This window comes from Salinibacillus xinjiangensis (genome assembly GCF_009649735.1).
Lineage (GTDB): Bacteria > Bacillota > Bacilli > Bacillales > Alkalibacillaceae > Salinibacillus > Salinibacillus xinjiangensis.
In genome coordinates this window covers 507,197-529,772 of sequence record NZ_WJNH01000001.1, presented here as the reverse complement: position 1 = coordinate 529,772, position 22,576 = coordinate 507,197, and the positions used below count along the sequence as shown (strand labels likewise).

Annotated in this window: 23 protein-coding genes and 3 riboswitches; of the genes, 2 read left to right on the top strand and 21 right to left on the bottom strand. The window is 38.4% G+C overall.

Annotated elements, in window-relative coordinates:
- Nucleotides 1-24: 24 nt before the first annotated feature.
- A riboswitch (Lysine riboswitch) is annotated at nucleotides 25-209 on the bottom strand.
- A 58-nt stretch (nucleotides 210-267) separates the two neighbouring features.
- The 21 genes from yunB to GH754_RS02235 all read right to left on the bottom strand — a co-directional run bounded on the left by yunB (nucleotide 268) and on the right by GH754_RS02235 (nucleotide 21,225).
- Nucleotides 268-1,053, bottom strand: a complete 786-nt coding sequence (yunB, locus tag GH754_RS02330) for a sporulation protein YunB (RefSeq protein WP_323741809.1) — start codon at nucleotides 1,051-1,053, stop codon at nucleotides 268-270.
- A gap of 68 nt (nucleotides 1,054-1,121) precedes the next feature.
- Nucleotides 1,122-2,186, bottom strand: coding sequence for an HD-GYP domain-containing protein (locus GH754_RS02325; RefSeq protein WP_153727109.1), 1,065 nt, complete (start codon nucleotides 2,184-2,186; stop codon nucleotides 1,122-1,124).
- A gap of 129 nt (nucleotides 2,187-2,315) precedes the next feature.
- Entirely contained in the window at nucleotides 2,316-2,618 is a 303-nt protein-coding gene (locus tag GH754_RS02320) for a YunC family protein (protein ID WP_153727108.1), read from the bottom strand.
- Nucleotides 2,619-2,678: 60 nt separating this feature from the next.
- Complete coding sequence (locus GH754_RS02315) at nucleotides 2,679-4,070, bottom strand: bifunctional metallophosphatase/5'-nucleotidase (protein ID WP_153727107.1); 1,392 nt, start codon at nucleotides 4,068-4,070, stop codon at nucleotides 2,679-2,681.
- Between the two features lie 28 nt (nucleotides 4,071-4,098).
- The gene (locus tag GH754_RS02310; protein ID WP_153727106.1) at nucleotides 4,099-4,929 is read right to left on the bottom strand and encodes a sulfite exporter TauE/SafE family protein; all 831 of its coding nucleotides are present in this window, start codon (nucleotides 4,927-4,929) and stop codon (nucleotides 4,099-4,101) included.
- 134 nt (nucleotides 4,930-5,063) lie between these two features.
- Nucleotides 5,064-6,461 (bottom strand): Fe-S cluster assembly protein SufB, encoded by a 1,398-nt coding sequence (gene sufB / locus GH754_RS02305; RefSeq protein ID WP_153727105.1) that lies wholly within the window; start codon nucleotides 6,459-6,461, stop codon nucleotides 5,064-5,066.
- 51 nt (nucleotides 6,462-6,512) lie between these two features.
- The gene (gene sufU / locus GH754_RS02300) at nucleotides 6,513-6,956 is read right to left on the bottom strand and encodes a Fe-S cluster assembly sulfur transfer protein SufU (protein WP_153727104.1); all 444 of its coding nucleotides are present in this window, start codon (nucleotides 6,954-6,956) and stop codon (nucleotides 6,513-6,515) included.
- Nucleotides 6,946-8,166 carry a cysteine desulfurase gene (locus GH754_RS02295; protein ID WP_153727103.1) on the bottom strand — a complete coding sequence of 407 codons (1,221 nt, stop codon included), beginning with the start codon at nucleotides 8,164-8,166 and terminating at the stop codon, nucleotides 6,946-6,948. Before GH754_RS02295 ends, sufU begins: the two co-directional genes overlap by 11 nt.
- On the bottom strand, nucleotides 8,166-9,470 hold the full coding sequence (gene sufD, locus GH754_RS02290; protein WP_153727102.1) for a Fe-S cluster assembly protein SufD: 1,305 nt from the start codon (nucleotides 9,468-9,470) through the stop codon (nucleotides 8,166-8,168). The genes GH754_RS02295 and sufD overlap by 1 nt, the downstream gene beginning before the upstream one ends.
- Nucleotides 9,471-9,488: 18 nt before the next feature.
- Nucleotides 9,489-10,274, bottom strand: coding sequence for a Fe-S cluster assembly ATPase SufC (gene sufC, locus GH754_RS02285; RefSeq protein ID WP_153727101.1), 786 nt, complete (start codon nucleotides 10,272-10,274; stop codon nucleotides 9,489-9,491).
- A gap of 264 nt (nucleotides 10,275-10,538) precedes the next feature.
- Nucleotides 10,539-10,679 carry a hypothetical protein gene (locus GH754_RS19400; protein ID WP_194841264.1) on the bottom strand — a complete coding sequence of 47 codons (141 nt, stop codon included), beginning with the start codon at nucleotides 10,677-10,679 and terminating at the stop codon, nucleotides 10,539-10,541.
- A 244-nt stretch (nucleotides 10,680-10,923) separates the two neighbouring features.
- Nucleotides 10,924-11,802 (bottom strand): MetQ/NlpA family ABC transporter substrate-binding protein, encoded by an 879-nt coding sequence (locus GH754_RS02280; RefSeq protein ID WP_153727100.1) that lies wholly within the window; start codon nucleotides 11,800-11,802, stop codon nucleotides 10,924-10,926.
- Nucleotides 11,803-11,817: 15 nt separating this feature from the next.
- Nucleotides 11,818-12,483 carry a methionine ABC transporter permease gene (locus tag GH754_RS02275; protein WP_153727099.1) on the bottom strand — a complete coding sequence of 222 codons (666 nt, stop codon included), beginning with the start codon at nucleotides 12,481-12,483 and terminating at the stop codon, nucleotides 11,818-11,820.
- Entirely contained in the window at nucleotides 12,476-13,501 is a 1,026-nt protein-coding gene (locus GH754_RS02270; protein WP_153727098.1) for a methionine ABC transporter ATP-binding protein, read from the bottom strand. The genes GH754_RS02275 and GH754_RS02270 overlap by 8 nt, the downstream gene beginning before the upstream one ends.
- Nucleotides 13,502-13,620: 119 nt before the next feature.
- Nucleotides 13,621-13,729: riboswitch (SAM riboswitch) on the bottom strand.
- A 74-nt stretch (nucleotides 13,730-13,803) separates the two neighbouring features.
- A riboswitch (SAM riboswitch) is annotated at nucleotides 13,804-13,918 on the bottom strand.
- Nucleotides 13,919-14,038: 120 nt separating this feature from the next.
- A complete protein-coding gene (locus tag GH754_RS02265; protein ID WP_153727097.1) occupies nucleotides 14,039-14,353 on the bottom strand; it encodes a thioredoxin family protein in 315 nt (104 codons plus the stop codon).
- Nucleotides 14,340-14,711, bottom strand: a complete 372-nt coding sequence (locus GH754_RS02260) for a toprim domain-containing protein (RefSeq protein ID WP_153727096.1) — start codon at nucleotides 14,709-14,711, stop codon at nucleotides 14,340-14,342. The genes GH754_RS02265 and GH754_RS02260 overlap by 14 nt, the downstream gene beginning before the upstream one ends.
- Before the next feature lie 169 nt (nucleotides 14,712-14,880).
- The gene (gcvH, locus tag GH754_RS02255; RefSeq protein WP_153727095.1) at nucleotides 14,881-15,264 is read right to left on the bottom strand and encodes a glycine cleavage system protein GcvH; all 384 of its coding nucleotides are present in this window, start codon (nucleotides 15,262-15,264) and stop codon (nucleotides 14,881-14,883) included.
- Between the two features lie 47 nt (nucleotides 15,265-15,311).
- Nucleotides 15,312-15,668 carry an arsenate reductase family protein gene (locus GH754_RS02250; RefSeq protein WP_323741808.1) on the bottom strand — a complete coding sequence of 119 codons (357 nt, stop codon included), beginning with the start codon at nucleotides 15,666-15,668 and terminating at the stop codon, nucleotides 15,312-15,314.
- 135 nt (nucleotides 15,669-15,803) lie between these two features.
- Entirely contained in the window at nucleotides 15,804-17,588 is a 1,785-nt protein-coding gene (locus GH754_RS02245; protein ID WP_153727094.1) for an acyl-CoA dehydrogenase family protein, read from the bottom strand.
- A 22-nt stretch (nucleotides 17,589-17,610) separates the two neighbouring features.
- On the bottom strand, nucleotides 17,611-18,786 hold the full coding sequence (locus tag GH754_RS02240) for an acetyl-CoA C-acetyltransferase (protein WP_323741807.1): 1,176 nt from the start codon (nucleotides 18,784-18,786) through the stop codon (nucleotides 17,611-17,613).
- Between the two features lie 39 nt (nucleotides 18,787-18,825).
- A complete protein-coding gene (locus GH754_RS02235) occupies nucleotides 18,826-21,225 on the bottom strand; it encodes a 3-hydroxyacyl-CoA dehydrogenase/enoyl-CoA hydratase family protein (RefSeq protein ID WP_153727093.1) in 2,400 nt (799 codons plus the stop codon).
- A gap of 178 nt (nucleotides 21,226-21,403) precedes the next feature.
- Here GH754_RS02235 and GH754_RS02230 point away from each other — a divergent pair, with 178 nt between their 5' ends.
- Together GH754_RS02230 and GH754_RS02225 are read left to right on the top strand one after the other, a co-directional pair.
- Nucleotides 21,404-21,673, top strand: a complete 270-nt coding sequence (locus tag GH754_RS02230; RefSeq protein WP_153727092.1) for a hypothetical protein — start codon at nucleotides 21,404-21,406, stop codon at nucleotides 21,671-21,673.
- A 130-nt stretch (nucleotides 21,674-21,803) separates the two neighbouring features.
- The gene (locus GH754_RS02225; protein WP_228550114.1) at nucleotides 21,804-22,139 is read left to right on the top strand and encodes a spore coat protein; all 336 of its coding nucleotides are present in this window, start codon (nucleotides 21,804-21,806) and stop codon (nucleotides 22,137-22,139) included.
- Nucleotides 22,140-22,576: the final 437 nt, after the last annotated feature.

Genomic DNA, 22,576 nt, shown 5'->3' with positions numbered 1-22,576 from the left:
TAGTAATAATATGTTATCCTAATCACGATCAGTAGCTCTTCATGCAAATCACACTCATTTTGCATGACAGTATATGGCTTATTCAGCCTATATACCAGCATAAAACAGGTGACCCCATTTTATACTTCGGCAGCTTCCCCTTTCACCAACGGTCATCGTTTTCATTCTCACAATTGGCTACTCATGAAAGTTGCACCTCTACCTCATCGTACTGATAAGGTCGAACTCTATTAAGTTATCCTTAAGAATTTTAGCATGGTTACGAGGCTATTGCAAGGATTCATCCGGAATGGTAACATCTGGCATACTACCGCCTTGGCCACCATAGAAATTCGGAACTTCACCATGTATAACTTTTCGATCCACTAAAACTCTTTGCTTGACCACAGCAGTATCCGTTGAAAAAGGAACTACAATGCGTACCGTTACTTTCAGTTCAACATATAAATTAAATAGGGCTGCATTAATACCATAAGGTTCCACTACATCAACGAGGTCCCCCTGTACATCACCCAGGATAGAGAAATGAACAGGTATTTTTGGTCCTAAGTTCGCCAGTAATGTATTTCTTGTCGCTTGACCTAATGGAATTTCTGCAATGGTAGGGAGTTGATCCACATTATCTGAAGCAACGCCATTATTTTCTGCATTTGACTCTATATCTAATGACGATTCGGGTAAGATTTCACCATTCTCAACCTTCTTCAAGAAATTCTGAACCCTAAAGGTAGTGTTGCGATGGACTTCATTGATTAATTCTTCATTCCAATCCCCACTCACAACATTTCCCGCCTCATCTGATTCGAAATTCAATGCACTCTCATTTTCTTCCATTTCTTCTGCTGTCTTTTTGTTAACAGCTTCATTAATTGCCCATCTCGCTACCTGTCTCGTTTTCGTTTCGGCAATATCCATTAATGTTGGTTCGATTCCCTCATCAATAATCCATAAACTAAAAATAATGGTAGCAAAAAAAATAATTAAGGTTAAAATAAATACCTGACCCACACGAGGCGGTCCCATCTTACGCTGTAATCGAAATCTTCTTCTCACAAAAATAACCCCCTCAGAAGAATGTATATGCACATTTTCGAGGAGGGTTGACCAATCTATAAATTTTTTTATGATTGTATCGCTGTAACCACGATATTGAAATGTTTGGCTAAATTTAATTCATATGACTCATGCTTGTTTGAGGATATTTCCACTACAGGGCGATCTGATAAATCTTTATTTTGCCTTTTAATCACGCCTTTTCGCCCATCGCTTAATGTAACGCGCATTCCATTGGGATATACCGCAACATTATTTCGAAATAGCTCAATGAATTTTGGTTCAAAGAGTGTACCACTTCCTGCATAAAGAACCTCTAAGGCTTCATGTGGTAATTGCTTATCCTTATATACTCTTTCAGTCGTAATCGCATCAAAGACATCTGCAACTGCTATAATTTTTGCAAATGGATGAATTTGATTTCCTGCTAGTTTTTGCGGATAACCGGAACCATCTAAACGTTCATGGTGTTCGTAAATCGTTCTTAGCACAGATTGTGGTATATTAGGTATTTGCTTCACAATTTCATAACCCAAATATGTATGCTTTTGAATTTCTTGAAACTCTTGTTCTGTTAACCTTCCAGATTTAAATACTATATCTTCAGGCACCTTCATTTTTCCGATATCATGCAAAAGAGCTGCTAACCCTAAATCCTCTAGGCTAGCCTGAGAAAAATTCAGTTCTCTTGCAATGGCTAAAGAATAGGTAGCCACATTTAACGAATGATGGTAGAGATAGTCGTCAAACTCTACTACATCTGAAATTAACGAAACGATATCAGAATTACTATAAACCAGTTTATGGATTTCACAGACAATTTTCTTCAAATCCTGAGCAGCTGCTTCTATAACATAAGTTTGTTCTACAAAGTTGGTATCATCTAATATATAAAAAGACTTTTTTAGTTCCTTACCCCATTTTTCCTTTTTACTTTTAGTAATTAAGTTTAAGGGGCTGTCTATCGTCGGTGATGTGACATACACTTGATCAATTTCATACTTTTTTAGACGTTCAATTAGGTGTTCATTTAGTACGGTTTGTTGGTGAAGCAGGAGATTTCCTTTTTGATCAAACAGGGGCTTAGCTAGTTTGTTTCCTGGCTTTAACTGCTCTATTTGTTTTGGTTTCATTCTTTTCACCTTTATTTTGTTATGGATTACTTGTAATTTTACATTAAATGTATTTAATTTTCAAAATATTTATTAATGAAATAAAAAAACTAAGGCTATTTCTAAGCCTTAGTTTTGATCTCTTTGTACTTATAATCGTAGAAGGGCTTCCTTGCAATTCATGCCCTCTTCCCAACCATATTGCTCCTTTGAAGCTAATGTTACCTTATCAAGAGGCGCTTCAAGTAGTTCACTAATGGTTTTGACCCCTACTGCTCTTCCGGCTACAATTTGTCTTTCATACAGCTTATCACTTAATAAGTCGACATCTAAAGCACCGCACATAATGTATCCAACCTCATTTGAGATGACCATAAGATTGGTTTTAGGTAATTTCACTTGAACAGCAGTAAAAGGTTTATCCTTAATCCATAATGGTTCAACCGTTACCAACTTACCTCACGCTCCCTTCTGCTACAATGTATGAGGGAGGTAAGCAAACGTGAACCTAAATTAGTGAATTTTTTTAACGGTTTCTAACAAAAGGTCTCTCATAAATTCAGGTATGTAATACTCCTTATCCTTTGAAGCAGCTACTTCAGGCAAAAGCTTACCAAAGGTAAACGTGTCGGCCGTAGCTAATTCATATACCTTCTTCTTTTCGATTGGATTTCCGTTAATCAATACATTTGTAATATACGGGCTTTCTTCATGATCTGTATTTGAAATGATGTCCACACCTGAAAACACCATGTGACCAATAACCTCTCCACGAAATCCAAATCCCTTTAAGGGAAATTCTACAAACCTTTGGGATCGAACCATACGAATCATTTCTAGCATTAGCTCACCAGTTATTCGCACTTTACACGGATTGATTGGATGAGGACATATGCGATGAATATCACCTCGTGTGACAACCCCTTCAGCAATCCCCTCTAACAAAATCCCAGCATTTAGCATGGCACAATCCGCCTTTGTCCACGTCTTTAAAGTACTGACTAACTCTTTCATAAGCTCTGATTCACAAAACCAGTCGATCTTATACGTTTTATTCATCTTTGCAACCGGATCATTAAGCTGCTTATAGGCCTGCAGTTGTAAATCCTGTATAAGCTTTTCTGTCTCAAGGTGGCAGTCAAAGGGATTAACATCAATGGCATGGCTTTCTTTTTTTACTATAGCATTTTGTTCTTGATCCCATAGCAAATAATTTTGTCCAACATATCGCCCAAACTTACCGACCGCTCCTAGTAAAGTATTATCAATCTGTTCACCATTTTTAAATAAATGGTGGGTGTGACCGCCAATGATGACATCAATGTCATGATATTTTTTACTAATTTGCTCATCCTCGTTAACACCCAAATGTGAAAGCAGAATGACTATGTCACTTTGGCTTTTCACCTCTGGTAATCGTTCATTGAGAATTTCATATGGGGAGTCAGCATACCAATTTATTCCCTCATAAAATAAGTTGAACGGTGCAGTTAAGCCTATCACACCGATACGCGTTCCCGCTTCTGTTGTTAAAATTGTATAAGGCTTTAACCAAGAAGGCTTTGCTTGGTTGGTAGGTCGTATATTTGCGCACACTACTTCAAACTGAGCGTGGTCATATAGGGTGTACACGTTCTCCTCTGGTAGTGTAATTCCCTCATTATTTCCAATGGTAGCTACATCATAGTTAGCTACATTTAATAGTTCCACATTTTTCTTCCCTAAAAAAGCTTCTGTAATAGGATGTACCCGATCTAAATGGTCTCCATTGTCCAATAAAAAATACGCTTCTCCTTTTTTTTGATGCTGTTCAATACGTCTATGTAAATAATCCATTATTTTAGGCCAGTTTTCAAAATGACTATGCAAGTCACTTGTAAAATAAAGATAGATAGGCTCTCTCATCCAACATTCTCCTAACTTAATACTAGATCTACATGCCTGCTAGACCTTTCCAAATAAGTCTAATACCGATGAGAACAATCAATATCCGCAAAATCCACTCTATGGTATTTCCTTTCATACGCTGGCTTACTTTAGCCCCTACGATACCTCCAATCCAAGAACCAGGAATAAAGAATATCACATATTCCCAAATAATATGACCTAGACTGATGTGCGCAATAGAGCTAACAGAGCTCGAGATAAATATCATAAACATGGATGTTGGAGCTGCGATTTGGGGAGGGAATCCAAATAATAAAATCATAGTCGGAACCATGAGAGATCCTCCACCAATACCAAATAATCCTGAGCATAAACCAACTACAAAAGCGATAAGAAGTGCTAATGTTATCGGATATGAATAGGTAAAGGTTTTATCCTTTATTTCAAACGTACGTTTAACACCTCTCTGAGTTTGAATGAGCGGCTTAGTAGCTTCTTTTTTACGGAGAAAAAACATCACCGTTATGAATAGCATTAATAAACCAAAATATAATTGAAACGAATCGCCCTCCACATAACGATTTAACCATACACCAAATAGAGAGCCCGGTACACTTGCTAATAAAAAGATCGATCCACTTTTCAAATCGACTCGTTTATATTTTAAGTATGTATAGGTAGAGGATAGCCCCGTAAAGATCATAACTAATAATGACATTCCGACCAGAGCCTGTGGAGAAACCCAATCAAAGAACTCAGGAAAAAACTGAGCTAACAATAGGATACTTGGTACAAATATTACTCCGCCACCAAGACCAGCAATACTCCCCACAAAGGCTGATAAAAAACCGATTAAAATAAATATGATGTATACCAAACATAATCCCTACTTCTGTTTGTAGTTTCTTCTTATTATTCCACATATTGCTTAAAAAGCAAAATGAAAAAAGAACCCGTTTTGATTATTTTAAACCAGAAACGGGTTCTTCATTTCATTATTATTTGTGGAAATTAACCAATAGAACCTTCCATTTCGAACTTAATGAGACGGTTCATTTCTACTGCATATTCCATTGGTAGCTCTTTTGTAAATGGTTCAATGAAGCCCATTACAATCATTTCAGTAGCTTCTTCTTCGGAAATACCGCGGCTCATCAAGTAGAAGAGTTGCTCCTCTGATACTTTAGAGACCTTCGCTTCGTGCTCAAGTGAGATATTTTCATTCATAATCTCGTTGTAAGGAATGGTGTCTGAGGTTGATTTATTGTCCATAATCAACGTATCACATTCAACATTAGAACGTGCACCATCTGCCTTCTTACCGAAGTGAACAATACCACGATAGGTTACTTTACCGCCGTGCTTAGAAATAGACTTCGATACGATTGTTGATGAAGTATTTGGTGCTAAGTGCATCATTTTCGCACCCGCATCTTGATGCTGACCTTTACCAGCTAATGCGATAGAAAGTGTCATACCGCGAGCACCTTCACCTTTTAGGAAAACTGCTGGATATTTCATAGTTAGCTTAGAGCCAATGTTACCATCAACCCATTCCATTGTCGCATTTTCATGAGCTTCAGCACGCTTTGTAACTAAGTTATAAACGTTGTTTGCCCAGTTTTGAATGGTTGTGTAACGGCAATACGCATCTTTTTTCACGTAGATCTCTACAACGGCACTGTGAAGAGAGTTGGTTGTATAAACCGGAGCTGTACAGCCTTCAACATAGTGTACAGAGGCTCCCTCATCTACAATAATCAAGGTACGTTCGAATTGACCCATGTTTTCTGAGTTAATACGGAAATAAGCCTGTAATGGTGTATCAGTCTTTACGCCTTTTGGAACATAGATGAATGAACCACCAGACCAAACAGCTGAGTTTAATGCAGCAAACTTGTTATCTGAGTAAGGAATAATTTTTCCAAAGTATTCTTTAAATAAGTCCTCATTCTCTTTTAAGGCTGTATCTGTATCTTTAAAGACAATACCTAACTTTTCTAGGTCTTCTTTCATATTGTGATAAACCACTTCAGATTCGTACTGTGCAGAAACACCAGCTAAATACTTTTGTTCTGCTTCTGGAATACCTAATTTGTCAAACGTCTGTTTAATTTCATCAGGTACTTCATCCCAAGAACGCTCTGATTTTTCGGATGGTTTTACATAATAGGTAATTTCATCAAAATCAAGCTCAGCTAAATCTCCACCCCATTGAGGCATTGGTTTGCTATAAAAGAATTTTAATGCTTTTAGACGGTACTCAAGCATCCACTCAGGTTCTTCTTTCATTTTAGATATTTCACGAACTACATTCTCCGTCAAACCACGTTCAGTACGGAAAATGGAAACATCACGGTCAGAAAACCCATATTTGTACTCACCAACTTCAGGTGCTTTCTTTGCCATGTTAATACCTCCTTTAAGAATAGAAAAGTGATTGACATCATGAGGATCACATTACTCTTCCTCTACGCCTACACCTTTCTCCATAGCTTTCCATGCTAATGTCGCACATTTTACACGTGCAGGAAATTTTGATACTCCTTGTAGCGCCTGAGCATCTCCTAAATCTAATTCGTCTGTATCTACATCTTTTCCTTGAATCATTTCTGAAAAGATTTTCGAAAGCTTTAAGGCTTCATCTACTGTTTTCTCTTTGATTACTTGTGTCATCATGGAAGCTGATGACATACTTATTGAACAGCCTTCTCCTTCAAACTTCGCATCTGTGACCTTACCATCTTCCACCTGCATTTGCAGTTGAATCCGGTCACCACAAGTTGGATTATTCATATCCACACTCAAATGGTCTTCACCAGATAGAGTGCCCCTGTTTCGAGGATTCTTGTAATGATCCATGATCACTTGTCGGTATAATGTGTCTAGGTTATCAAAAGACATCCCCAAAAAACTCCTTTGATTTCTGAAGTCCTGATACTAGTATATCAATTTCTTCCTTGGTGTTGTAAAGGTAAAAACTTGCTCTTGCTGTAGCTGTGACATCTAACCACTTCATTAACGGTTGTGCACAATGGTGTCCCGCACGCACAGCGATCCCTAAGGAATCCAATACGGTTGCAACATCATGAGGATGAACATCATCTAAATTAAAGGTAACAAGTCCAGCTCGTTTTTCTGGGCCATAAATGTCAATGCCAGCTAAAGTTCGCAGTTGTTCTAAAGCATAGGCCGCTAACTCTTTCTCATGTTGATTGATGTTCTCAAGCCCTATTTCTTCGAGGTAGTCAATGGCAGCTCCTAAGCCAACAGCACCTGCTATGATTGGAGTACCTCCCTCAAACTTCCAAGGTAGTTCCTTCCATGTGGATTCATGTAAATCTACAAAATCAATCATTTCTCCACCAAATTCAACGGGCTCCATGTTTTCTAATAATTTTTTCTTCCCATAAAGCACACCAACACCACTTGGTCCACACATTTTGTGCCCTGAAAATGCGAAGAAATCGCAATCTAAGTCTTGAACATCAATTCTCATATGTGGAGTACTTTGCGCTCCATCTACTACCATAATTGCTCCATTTTTATGGGCAATTTCTGTAACTTCTTTAATCGGATTAATTGTACCCAAAACATTGGACACGTGTACCATTGCAACAATTTTCGTCCGTTCATTAACCGCCTTCTCTACATCTTCTAATAGAATCGTTCCATCAGGCTGTAGTGGAAGATACTGAAGTTTCGCACCAACAGCTTTTGCAGCTTGTTGCCATGGAATAATGTTACTATGATGCTCCATAGGTGTGAGGACAATTTCGTCCCCTTCCTTTAAATTAGTCCTAGCATAGCTATAAGCGATTTTATTAATGGATGTAGTGGTTCCTCTTGTGAAAATAATTTCCTTCGTGCTTTTCGCATTAATAAAATTACGAACCTTCTCCCGGGCACCTTCGTATCCTTCAGTCGCTCTGTTTCCCAATGTATGAACACCTCTATGCACATTGGAGTTGTGCATAGAATAGTATTCATTAACCTTTTCAATTACAGGTAACGGCTTTTGGGATGTTGCCGCACTATCTAAATAAACTAAAGGATGACCATTGACTTCCTGATTCAGAATGGGAAAATCTTTGCGAATCGCTTGGATGTCCATTAGTTTACTTTCCTTTCAATTACTTGTGTAAGCTGTTTTCTTACCGCTTCGATTGGAATTTGTTCAACTACTGGATTTAAGAATCCGTGGATAATTAATCTCTCAGCCTCTGCTTTTGAGATTCCCCGACTCATTAAGTAGTAAAGTTGGACTGGGTCTACACGGCCAACAGAAGCAGCGTGCCCTGCCGTTACATCATCTTCATCGATTAGAAGGATTGGGTTTGCATCACCACGAGCCCCTTGGCTAAGCATGAGAACTCTAGATTCCTGTTGTGCATCTGATTTCATAGCACCATGTTCAATTTTGCCGATTCCACTAAAGATGGAATTTGCATCATCTTTCATTACCCCATGCTGTAGGATATAACCTTCAGAAAACTTTCCGAAGTGTGTGATGTTGGCAACGAAGTTTTGCTTTTGGTCTCCACGTCCAACTGATACAGCCTTTGCTTCAGCGTATGAGTTGTCACCCATTAGGTTCGTTACGTTTTCTGAAATGGTATTTCCATCATTCATTTGGCCAATTGCCCATTCGATTTTTGCGTCGCGATACGCAACTCCACGACGGTTAACATAGGTTGTAGTTCCTGTAGCAAAGTTATCTACTGCTCCATAAGAAACTCGAGCTTGATCAAGTGCTACTACTTCGGTAACAATATTTGCTACTGATTGTTTTTCCGTATTTTGAGAAATATAATTCTCAACGTAAGTGACTTCACTACCTTGGTCAGCTACAAGTAATACATGGTTATACAATGCGGCTTCATCGTCCTCTTGCCAGAAAACGACTTGTAATGGATCTTCAATCACGACATTTTTCGGTACATAAACAAATACTCCGCCATTTAATAAAGCAGCGTGTAGAGCTGTTAAACGGTTGTCGTCAACTTTAATAGCATCTCTCATGTAGTATTTTTTAACAAGATCTGGATGTTCATGTAATGCAGTTTGAATATCCGTGAAAATAACACCTTTATCTGTTAAGGTTTCTGATACGGATGAAAAAGCAACACTATGGTTACGTTGAATAATGACATTTTTACTTTTATCTTCATTGAAGAAAGCTTTAATCTCATCTGGTAATTCATCAATTGAGTCTACTTTATCTCCAGAAACATGGTGAGTAAAGTTTGTGAAATTCCATTTATCAATTTTAGTTTTCTCAGGCTTTGGCATTGGAAGATTTTCAGCTTGTTCTAAGGCCTCAAGTCTGAAATTTTTCATCCAGTCCGGCTCTCCACGTCCTTCAGAAAATTGGGTCACATACTGCTTATCGTATGGTAATTTAGTTTCTACGGCCATGATATCCCTCCTAACGTATTACGCTTCTTGCTCAACAGTTTCGTCTTCGATTCCTAGTTCTTCTTTAATCCAGTCATAGCCTTCTTCTTCAAGACGTTTCGCAAGCTCAGGACCACCTGATTTCACAACACGACCTTGCATCATTACATGTACTTTGTCAGGTGTGATGTAATCAAGTAAACGCTGATAGTGAGTGATGATCAAGCAACCAAAATCCTCGCCTCTTAGCTTGTTAATTCCTTTGGAAACAACCTTTAATGCGTCAATATCTAACCCAGAGTCAATTTCATCCAAGACTGCAATAGCAGGTTTAAGAAGCATTAGCTGGAGGATTTCGTTACGTTTCTTTTCACCGCCAGAAAATCCTTCATTTAAGTAACGTTGTGCCATATTTTTATCAATCTCTAAGTAGTCCATCGCCTCGTCCATTTCCTTAATGAACTTCATTAGCGGGATTTCGTTTCCTTCTCCACGTAGAGCATTAATAGAAGAACGCAAGAAATCAGAGTTTGTTACCCCACTAATTTCACTTGGATATTGCATAGCTAGGAAAAGACCAGCTTTTGCACGTTCGTCTACTTCCATCTCTAATACGTCTTCACCATCTAATAGGACCTTACCTTGAGTAACTTCATATTTGGGATGACCCATAATTGCAGAAGCAAGAGTAGATTTACCTGTTCCATTTGGTCCCATTACTGCGTGGAATTCCCCACCATTTATCGTAAGGTTTACCCCTTTTAAGATCTCTTTTCCTTCAATTTCGACATGAAGATCTTTAATTTCTAAAGTTGAAGCTGCCATAAAGATACCTCCAATATTGTATTTATAAATTTTTGGTCTCATTCTCAATCTATTCTCATTACAATCTTATAACATTTCGAAATTATATTCAAGAATAAAAGAGGGAGCACCATTGCTCAGATATGAATTAAAATAAGTATAAATTTCATCACTATTCCTCCATTATAAGCCTTAATATACGAAACACCAAATTTTAAACATTACACAAGACAAAGGGACTACTCAAAATTTGAGCAGTCCCTTCTTAATTACGTATATATTCTTTTATCTAAATAACTGTCGATCAACCTCTGCGTATACTTGTCGACCTTTTTTATAATCTTCTTCTCTTCGTTTTTCAACTTCCAATCGATTATCTAATTTGCGGCTATACTCCTTAAACCCAATACCATGAGATTGTTGCATAGCCTTCTCCATTTCACCTGTGTACGTTAAATCTAAATGATCAGAAATAACTAAATCATCCCTTTCTTATTTTGTACACCAACGATTATAGCACTGGAAGATTATCTTACACAAAATCCAAATAAATATGTATGAACATAAAATGAGGGATGTATAGTCCTCAGCGGTTAATACATCCCTCATCTTTATAAATTGCGTTACATACTTTCAGTAGCTTATAGATGCTTTGAATTGTCAGAAAGTTTTATTCACTAACAGGTACAATCGCACCTTTATATTCCTCTTCCATAAAGTTTTGAATTTCTTCGGATCGTAAAACTTCAACTAGTGTTTGAAGTGCTTCGTCATTTTCATTTTCACTGTTTGTCACCACAAGGTTTGCATATGGTGATTCAGATCCCTCTAGGATAAGAGCATCTTCTGCCGGGTGTAAATCTGCTTCAATCGCATAGTTGGTGTTAATGGCAACAAGTGCATCTTCTTCGCGCTCATAAAATTGAGGAAGGAGTGCAGGGTCATAGGTTGCATCAAATTCTAAGTTTTTTGGATTTTCATCAATGTCATCAATGCTAGCACTTTGCGGATCTACTCCATCCTTAAAGGTGATGAGTCCTTCACGTTCAAACAACGCTAAGATACGTCCGTGATCTGCAACAGAACTACTTAATAGTACAGGAGTATTCTCAGGAATCTCATCCACACTAGAAATATTAGAGGAGTAAATTCCAATAGGTTCAATATGGATACCACCTAAACTAACGAAATCATACTCCTCAAACTCTTTTAGCTGTTGGTTTAGGTATGGTGTATGTTGATAATAGTTTGCATCAAGTCGACCTTCATATAAGTCTCTGTTTGGAAGTACATAATCATCATAAGTCTCAATCTTCAAGTCAATACCTTGTTCAGCAAGGATTGGTTTAGCTTGCTCTAAAACTTCAGCATGAGGAACTGCCGTAGCTCCTACAGTAATAGAAGTCGTTTCATTCGTTTCTTCAGTACTATCATCAGTTTGACTCTCTCCATTGGAACCATCACTCTCGTCTGGTTCATCACCTGTGCCACATGCAGTTAATGTAACAACAAATAAAATAGAAATAAATAATGTAAATAGTTTTTTCATGTTTTGTTCGCTCCTTTATCTTTTATCTATTTTTTTCGATAAGAAATCACCAATAAATTGAAAAATAAATACAATAATAACAATAAGAATTGTACAAGCTAATACGACATCAAAATCCCACTTTTGGAATCCTTTTCGATAGGCCAAGTCACCTAATCCTCCAGCACCGATTGCACCAGCCATTGCGGTATAACTAATTAACGAAATGGCTGTTACCGTAATTCCAGAGATCAGAGCTGGCATTGATTCAGGAAGCAGGACCTTGTAAACAACATGTGAGGTTTTGGCCCCCATAGCTTTTGCTGCCTCTATGACCCCCTTGTCCACCTCCTTTAAAGCTATTTCGACCATTCGAGCATAGAATGGCGCAGCCCCGATAATTAAGGCTGGTAAAGCTGCTTTTGGACCTCGAATTGTCCCCATTAACCAATCCGTAAATGGGAATAAAAGAAGTATTAGTATGATAAACGGAATCGCACGGAATACGTTAACAACAGTGGCGACGATAAAGTTCATCGTTTTGTACGTTTTTCCTTTTTGATCCGTTAAAAACAGTAATAACCCTAAAATAATTCCTAAAATTAATGTCCCCAAAACAGAGATTCCCGTCATATAAAAGGTCTCTTTTGTAGCAGTAACCAAATCCTCTATAACTACATTAGGAAATAATTCCCTAAGCATCACCATTCACCTCCACTTCAACAGAGGTTTCGGAAACGAATTGAATGGCTTGGTTAATTTGTTCCTCATCGCCATCAATATGAACATATAATGAACCATAAGTTCCATCTTTTGTTTGTGTTATATTCCCCTGAAGAATGTTGATATCTAAATTAAACTTTTTGGCTATTTGACTAATAATTGGCTGATTTGCTGTATCACCTACAAAGTGAAGCTTAGCAACTTTTCCAGTTTTATAGGCTTTCACATACGTACTTATTGGATCTTCCTCCTGCTCTGTTCCCATAACCTGTTGAACAAATCGGCGTGTTGTTTTTTCCTTGGGACGCATAAATACATCCAACACTTCGCCCTGTTCAATCACCTTTCCACCTTCCATAACTGCCACACGGTGACACACCTTTTTAATGACGTGCATTTCGTGGGTAATTAGGATTATGGTCAAGCCTAATCTTTCATTGATACTGACAAGCAGGTCTAAAATATCATCCGTTGTTTGAGGGTCGAGTGCAGATGTTGCTTCATCACATAGTAAGACTTTCGGATCATTAGCCAGCGCTCTAGCAATGCCAACACGTTGTTTTTGTCCTCCACTTAACTGTGAGGGATAATAATTTTCTCTACCTGCCAATCCAACTAGTTCGATTAATTCTGATACTTTAGCTTTACGTTCATCCTTTGGAACTCCAGCAATTTCAAGTGGAAATGCAATATTTTCAAATACAGTTCTTGACCAAAGAAGATTAAAGTGTTGGAATATCATTCCAATCTTTTGTCTTTCTTGGCGTAAAGAACGAGACTTCAATTTTGTGATGTCCTTTTCATTCATCACAATTTGACCTTCAGTTGGTTCTTCGAGTCTATTTAGTAGACGAACAAAGGTACTTTTCCCTGCACCGCTGAAACCAATCACACCATAAATTTCACCCTTATTTATAGTTAAGTTCATATTATCAACGGCTGTGACTTCGTTTTGCTTACTTTGATATATTTTGGAAAGGTTTTTAATCGAAATCAATGTTGCTGACCACCTTTTATTTAAAATAGTTAAAGGCTGTTTTGTTTAGCTTACAGCCAGAGTAAAAGAAAAGCCTTTCTGTCAACAAGAGAACAGAAAGGCTTTTCTTTTATTCTGCTCTCTCATCTGTCAAAGCATTCGCTTTGCAGGAATTGGCACCAGGTCAAACGATTGTTTGATGGTTGCCGGGTTTCATCGGGCCAGTCCCTCCACCTCTCATGATAAGAGATTCTATTATTCTTTTTATAAAATCGAAAAATCCCACTTCATTAACGAAGAGGGATAAAATTTAAATTCCACTCTTCTTATCTTACAAGGCTATATTCATAGCTTTGTAGGAATTGGCACCGTTCAGACTTGTGGTCAGATGGTTGCCGGGCTTCACAGGGCCATTCCCTCCACCTCTCTAGATAAGATTTAATTTGACTAATTGAAATCATACCATAGTGATTTTAATAAAGTCAACAAAAGTTTAGAACGAAACAGAATTTTGTCGATTTATTCATATTTCCCAGGAAATATGTTACAAAGCAAGATTCATCTATTTAAATATGATTCTATTTTTCGGTACATATCTGGCACCGATTGAAATGCATAAACTTTTTCCTGTATTTGATTTTTCTTCATCATTACTAAACAAGGTACACTTTCAACCTGGTAATCCTGCATGAACTCAGGGAATAACGATGCATTTAATGTGTGAAAAGTAGGAAACCCTTCGATGTTTTCAATGGTTTCAAGCATCCTTCTTGCAAGCTTACACGTACCACAAAACGGAGTATAAATAAAAATAAATTGTTGATAATGACTATTTAATATAATCGATAAGTCCTCTTTTTTAATTTCTTCCATCTTCATTGAATCCTTTCAAATATTGAGGGTGTATATTGATGTTGGCATTTACCAAAATAGAGGCATTTTCCCGATCTGGGGTTGTAGCTACCTCACGATAAGATCGGTCTACATATAAATTTATTGCATGTGGTAGCTCCTTATTTAGCTGCTTACGTAGTTTATGACCAGAGTCATCCTCATCGACAAGTATATAAACATCCTTTTCATCAAGAAGATAATTATCAACGATTTCCTCTACTTTGTCGATTCCAATCGTTCCGTTTGTACAAATAATTAAGACATCATCATCCAAAATTGGCTGTACTTTCTTTAAATCTGTACGCCCTTCGACAATAATCACTTTTTCTGTATCCATTATCGCCATCACCTTTGTATAGATGTTATAAAACGTATGAAGTCATGCGTATTTGGCATTCAAAAATCCTTGTAACAGTATAATCAAAAATGGCAGCGATTTTCACTGCCATTTTCTATCTTATGTAGAGTAAAACGCTTCTTTACCAATTTACTCTAAAAACAATTTATTATTCTTCGTTAATCATTTCTTCATACTCTTCAGCACTCATAAGATCATCTAATTGCGATTTATCTGAAGGTTCGATGACAATCATCCACGCCTTCTCATATGGAGATTCATTTACGAATTCTGGACTATCGTCTAATTCTTCATTAATTTCGACAACCTTACCGCTAAGTGGAGCATATAATTCTGAAACTGTTTTAACAGATTCAACACTTCCAAACGGTTCGTCTGCCTCTACTTCATCACCAACCTCAGGAAGCTCAACAAATACGATATCCCCTAGTTCGGATTGAGCAAAGTCAGTAATTCCGATGCGAATCTTTTCGCCTTCCTCTTTGACCCATTCATGCTCCTCTGAGTACTTTAGTTCTTTTGGTAAACTCATATATAATCCCTCCAAAGATTTTCTATCCACATTGATATACTAACTCATTATTTCCATGTTTGTCCAAATAATTCTTCCCTAAACCCTACGGTCACTTGTTCACCATCGGTAACAATTGGTCTTTTGATTAACATACCATCTGAAGCTAACCATTCGACCATTTCGTTATCTGTGGCCTCTTTAATTTTATCCTTTAAGCCAAGTTCCCGGTACTTTTTCCCACTCGTATTAAAGAATTTTTTCGTAGGTAACCCACTTTTTTCAATTAATGAAGCAAGCTCCTGTTTAGATGGTGGGTTCTCGACAATATGTATCGATTCATACGCAATATTATGTTCATCTAACCATTTTAGAGCCTTTTTACATGTTCCGCATTTCGGATATTGGTAGACTTTTAATGGCACAATTAATCCTCCTCTGTACGAGTTTCAATGGTATTTTAACACAACATTTATCGACATATCACTAATAACGACTTAGGAACATAAATCTGGCCTTCACTACTGTTAGCGAAGGCCAGTTTAGTTTATTTATTTTTATTAAACTACATATTTTTCTTCTTTAATAATCGCTGCAGCAATTTCACGCTTTTTAGCAATCACGTTCGTTGGGTCGTGACGAGTAAGCTTACGTAATGCTGACATCATCATGCGTAGAGAATCACCAGTCTCACTAGCCACTAATGTCTCCTTGGCATGTGCTTCGATACGGTTGAATGCTTCTTGACAGAATACTTGAGTATAAAGAAGCTTTTGTTTACTGTTCTCTTCACCATCTTTGTTAATGGCTTTTTCTGTACGAAGAACGGCTGATTCCATGTTATAAATCTCAGATGCCATATCAGCAATGTTGGCTAAAATTTCTTGTTCATTTTCTAGCTTTTCTCCGTATTTCTGTGCAGCCAAGCCAGCTGCTAGCAGGCCAATTTTCTTCGCATTTTTCAATAAATATTTTTCTTGCTCAAGAGTTTCATCACCAACTTGTTCCGGCATCATCATCATGATTTCCTCTTGAAGCTCCATCGCCTTTTGTAAAAGTGGTAGTTCACCTTTCATGGCCTTCTTCAGTAATGTACCTGGAACAATTAAACGGTTAATTTCGTTCGTTCCTTCAAAAATACGGTTAATACGGGAATCACGATAGGCACGCTCAACCTCATATTCCTGCATAAATCCGTAACCACCATGAATTTGTACTGCTTCATCCACTACATAATCTAACAGTTCTGTTGCGCTGTATTTGTTCATGGAACACTCAATAGCATATTCTGCGATTCCTTTTGCCACTTCACTTCCATTATTTAATTCCTCTTGGCTGAGGTTTCCTAAGCGTTGTTCAAAAAGCCCAACAGTACGATAAACCGAGCTTTCATTCGCATAAATATCTGCAGCCATTTTTCCGATTTTTTCTTGTGTTAAGGTAAAACTTGAAATTGGCGTTTTGAACTGCTTACGTTCATTCGCATAGGAAACAGCAACTTGAAGGGCACGCTTTGAACCACCAACGCCTCCAATTGCAAGCTTATAACGACCTACATTCAGGATGTTAAAGGCAATCACATGACCACGACCAATTTCACCTAAAACATTTTCAACGGGTACTTCAGCATCCTCTAAAATTAATGTACGAGTAGAAGAAGATTTGATACCCATTTTCTTTTCCTCAGGACCTGTTGAAACACCTGGGAATTCTCTTTCTACTATAAAGGCTGTAAACTTTTCTCCATCTACCTTAGCATACACAACAAAGACATCAGCAAATGCAGAGTTTGTAATCCATTGTTTTTCGCCATTTAACACATAATGAGTACCCGCTTCATTTAACTTCGCTGTTGTTTTCGCTCCTAACGCATCTGAACCAGATCCCGGCTCTGTTAAGGCATAGGCAGCTAATAATTCACCAGTTGCAAGCTTAGGCAAATACTTTTTCTTTTGCTCTTCATTCCCGAAGAAAACAATTGGCAAGGAACCGATTCCAACGTGTCCACCATGTGAGATGGAAAATCCACCTGCACGAGACATTTTTTCGGTAATTAAAGAAGAGCTAATTTTATCTAAGCCCAGCCCTCCATATTCTTCAGGAACATCCGCCCCAAGTAGTCCTAGCTCACCAGCTTGTTTTAAAAGCTTAACAGAAACATCAAATTCATGATTTTCTAGGCGATCAATGTTTGGAACAACTTCCCCTTCCACGAAATCCTCTGTAGTCTTAGCAATCATTTTATGTTCTTCGGTAAAATCCTCAGGTGTAATAATGTCTTCTCCCTGAAGATCTTCAACTAAAAATGCCCCACCTTTAAATAACTTTTCCTTAGTTTCACTCATTCCGATTTCCCCCTTTTAAGAGTTATAGAAGTTCGAATACACCAGCAGCTCCCATGCCGCCACCGATACACATCGTAACAACTCCAAATTGCTCATTTCTGCGTTTCATTTCATGGATTAACGATAAAGTTAACTTGGACCCTGTGCAGCCTAATGGGTGACCTAAAGCAATGGCTCCACCATTTACATTGACTTTATCTTCATCCAAGCCTAGCTCACGAATCACTCGTAGGGATTGTGAAGCAAAGGCTTCATTTAGTTCAAATAAGCCGATATCTGAGAGACTTAGTCCGGCAATTTCCAATGCCTTTGGAACAGCTTTCACTGGACCTACTCCCATGATTTCTGGCTCTACACCAGCTACCGCAAAGGAGCGGAATTTAGCCAGTGGCTGTAAACCTTGTGATTTGGCCTTTTCATGTTCCATGACCAATACAGACGCAGCTCCATCACTCATCTGTGACGAATTACCGGCCGTAACAGAACCATTTACGGAAAAAGCTGGCTTTAATTTTCCAAGAATATCGGGTGTTGTACCCTCGCGTACCCCTTCATCCTGTGTAAGGGTAATAGTCTTTTCTTGAACCTTTCGATCGTCCCCAAGCTCTCTCACGGTCACCTCAACAGGGACCGTTTCATCTTTAAACTTTCCTTCTTGAAGTGCTTTAGCTGCTCTTTCATGACTTCTAGCCGCGAAGGCATCTTGGTCCTCACGAGATATTTCAAAGCGTTTCGCTACCTCTTCTGCTGTGTGACCCATCGACATGTAATAGCCTGGAGCATTTTCTACTAATTCTAAATTCGGCTTGATTACATGGCCTCCCATTGGAATAAGACTCATAGATTCAGCACCACCGGCGATGATGGTGTCACTATGACCTAACATAATTCTTTCTGCCGCATAAGCAATACTTTGTAGTCCTGATGAACAATAACGATTGATGGTAATTCCTGGCGTATCAATCGAAAGGCCAGCTAAACCAGCGATATTTCTTGCCATGTTCATTCCTTGTTCTGCTTCTGGCATTGCACAACCGAAAATAACGTCATCAATATTGCCATCATAATTATTGGCGCGTTTTAACGTTTCTTTTACCGTAATTGCAGCTAAATCATCAGGACGTGTATTGGCGAGTGTCCCTTTTTTTGCTTTTCCTACAGGTGTACGTGCACCTGAGACGATAACCGCTTCCTTCACATTTTTTCCCCCTATTCTAATTGGAGTATTTAAAGTCCATTAGTTACGTAATGGCTTGCCTTTTACGAGCATGTGCTGCATTCTTGCTTGAGTTTTTGGTTCTCCGATAAGGCTTAGGAATGCTTCACGCTCTAAATCTAGTAAATAATCTTCATCGACTAATGTTCCTTCTTTTAATTTGCCGCCTGCTAAAACAAAGGCAAGCTTTTCCGCAATTTTTAAGTCATGCTCGGATGCGTAACCACCTATATTAAGCTGTTTCGCACCAAGTAGCATAGTGGCATAGCCCGCTTCTCCAACAACAGGCACCTTTTCACGCTTAGGTGCTTGATAGCCTGCTTGATCAAGAGATAACACTTTTTGTTTCGCGTCATGAATTAAATGGTCTTGGTTCACGCTAATGGAGTCATTTTGATCTAAAATACCATTTTCACGGGCCTCGGCAGCTGAGGTAGATACCTTTGCCATAGCAATTTTTTCAAACACATCATTTGAAATCTTTTGCAGGTCAAGATCCACACCTTCAGGAAGACCCTTCAAACGCTTAATATAGTATTCTTTGTTTCCGCCTCCACCAGGGATTAGGCCTACACCGAATTCAACAAGTCCCATATAGGATTCTTGTGAAGGTTGGATAGAGCTTGCTGGTAGGCAAATTTCTGTTCCTCCACCAAGCGTCATGCCAAATGGCGCTGCTACAACTGGTTTTTCATTGTATTTAATATTCATCATTGCTTGTTGGAACTGATTCACAATCATGCCTAGTTCCATAAAGTTAAAATCCTGTGCTTCCATAAGCATCATGCCAAGGTTAGCACCGACACAGAAGTTTTTACCTTGGTTACCGATGACAAGTCCTTTGTAATTTTTATTCACTTCCTCAAGGGACTTGTTTACCATTTGGATGATGTCTAGCCCGATCGCATTACTTTGAGAATGAAATTCTAGTAAAGCTACATCATCCCCAATATCTATTAAACTAGCACCACTATTCTTTTTAATGACACCAGCTGATTCCTTGTGTAGCTTTAAGTGAATTTCTTTAGGGTTAAAGGACTTTTCCTTATATTCCCCTTGGTCATAGTAATAGACCTTTCCATTTTGTTTTTTGTAGAAGGTTTCATGTCCATTGGCTAGCATGTCTTCAATCCATGCAGGGACTTGAGTTCCTTCTTCCTTCATTCGATCAACTGACTTTTTCAAGCCAATCGCATCCCACATTTCAAATGGACCTAGCTCCCAACCGAATCCCCATTTCATGGCATCATCAATAGCTGTGATATCATCAGCAATTTCACCTAATAATTCGGCTGAATATACCAATGTAGGCTTGGAAATCGACCAAATTAAATCACTAGCTCGATCGCCTTTAGTTGATACAAGCGCTTTCAATTTTCGCTTAGGGCCTTTTTCCTGCTTAGCTGCCTGCACAGCTCCTGTCTTAAGCTTTTTGCGCTCGCCATATTCTAAGGTTTCAGGGTCTAATTCATAAATGACGCTACCCTTTTCGCCTTTTTTCTTTACGAAAAAGCCTTGACCTGACTTTGCTCCTAACCAGCCTTTATCAAGCATTTTCTTCATAAAGTCAGGAACTTCAAAGACCTTCTTTTCTTCCCCATCAACTTGGTCATAAACGTTTTTAGCTACATGAGCGAATGTATCCAAACCAACAACATCCAGTGTCCGGAAAGTAGCACTCTTCGGTCGGCCAATTAATGGACCTGTAACCGAATCCACTTCTCCAACACTGTACCCACCATTCAACATTTCACGAACGGTGACCAGCAATCCATATGTTCCAATACGGTTAGCGATAAAGTTTGGCGTATCCTTTGCTTCCACAACACCCTTACCTAAAACATCTTCACTAAAGGTTTTCATAAAGGACAAAACTTCATCATCAGTATCCTTTGTTGGAATCACTTCTAACAGTTTTAAGTAGCGAGGTGGGTTAAAGAAATGGGTTCCGAGGAAATGCTTTCTGAAATCCTCAGAGCGCCCTTCTGCCATCGCTTCAATGGAAATTCCTGATGTATTAGAACTCACAATCGATCCTTCCTTACGATATTGATCGACCTGAGTAAAAACCTTTTGTTTAATATCTAGCCTCTCTACAACTACCTCAATAATCCAGTCAACATCCTTAAGCTTTTCCATGTCATCTTCCATATTACCGACTTCAATTAAATCGAGACTCTTTTTGCTCGTAATTGGCGATGGCTTTTGTTTTAGCAATTGTTTTTTACTTAATTCACTAATTCTGTTTCGAACTACAGAATCATCTAAAGTTAATCCCTTCTTCTTTTCCGCATCTGTTAATTCTCGAGGTACAATGTCAAGCATCAATGTTGGAATTCCTACATTCGCCAAGTGTGCAGCGATTCCAGAGCCCATTACACCAGAGCCCAACACGGCTGCGCGCTTGATTTTTCGCTCCATTCTAGTTCCCCCTATCTCCTTTGAATGAATACTCATTCATTTTTGCTACGAAAAAAATTTAGATAGTCCCCTATCTAATCTATATCTTTACTATAAAATATATTCTGACTTTTCGCAACGTTTTTTTGACGAAATTTGAGGCATGCTAAAACTAAAGTTATATAAGGAGGATTTATGAATGGCACAACAACAACAAAATAACCAGTTTCAACAATCAAATCCTATGCCCGCTCCACCAAATATGATTAGTACTAAGGATCACTTATACTTAACCGACATGCTCTCCTGGAATTTAAATGCTAGTAAAAAAGCTTATTTTTTTGCCCAGCAGTGTAGTGATCAGGAGGTAAAGGCGGCACTTGAGGGTGCAGGGCAAATGCATCAAAATCATTATCAAAAAATTTTACAGCATCTTAATAAGAATCCTAGCCCACAGGTAAGTAATTAAGGTGGGAGCAGTTTGCCATGCAGTGCGAGATACATTGCTAATACTTATGGAATGACTTGACGTCAGGAAAGGAGAATCATTTATGACAAATCAAGATCAATTGCAACAGCAGGCAGAACGAAATATGCAAATGCAAAACCTTCAACAAAGTCAAAAGATATCGAATCAAGAAACACAGGTTCCGAAAACACCACAGATGAATGAACGTGATTTTATCAATGATATCCTGACTACTGAAAAATATATGACAGCTGCCTACAGTACAGCAATGAACGAGGTTAGCAATCAGACACTCTACTCTGATTTAGCCACAATTTTCAAGGAAACACAAGACTGCCAGCGTAATCTATTTGATATGATGTTTAAAAAAGGCTGGTATTCATTAGAGGTTGCTGATCAGCAGAAAATGCAGCAATCGTATCAGCAGTTTGCGGGATATTCGAATCAGCTGCCGTTTTTGCAGTAGGTGGTTTGCTAAGTTGAGCGAGTACAATTACGGCCCTGGGTGCTGAAGTTCTTCTTCTTTGTTTTGATAAACATGGAGCTGATTTTGCTGAAGATGGCTTTTATGCTGAAGTATGAGCGAGTTTGGCTAGAGTTCACTTCTGTTATGCTGATGACCAGGGTTGATTCGCTGGTGTTGGCTCTCGATATGCTGAAGCCACATTCACGGGCCCTAGATGCTGAAGTTCTTCTCTGGTTTACTGAACATGGAGCGGATTTTGCTAAACATGGGCTTTTATGCTGAAGTATGAGCGCTGTTAACTAAAGTTGACTTCAGTTGTGCTAAAGTCCAGGGGGAATATGCTGATGTTGCCTCTCAATATGCTGTAGCCACATTCTCGGACCCTAGTTGCTGAAGTTCAGGTTGGTTTTGCTGAATATAGCACTTTATATACTAAA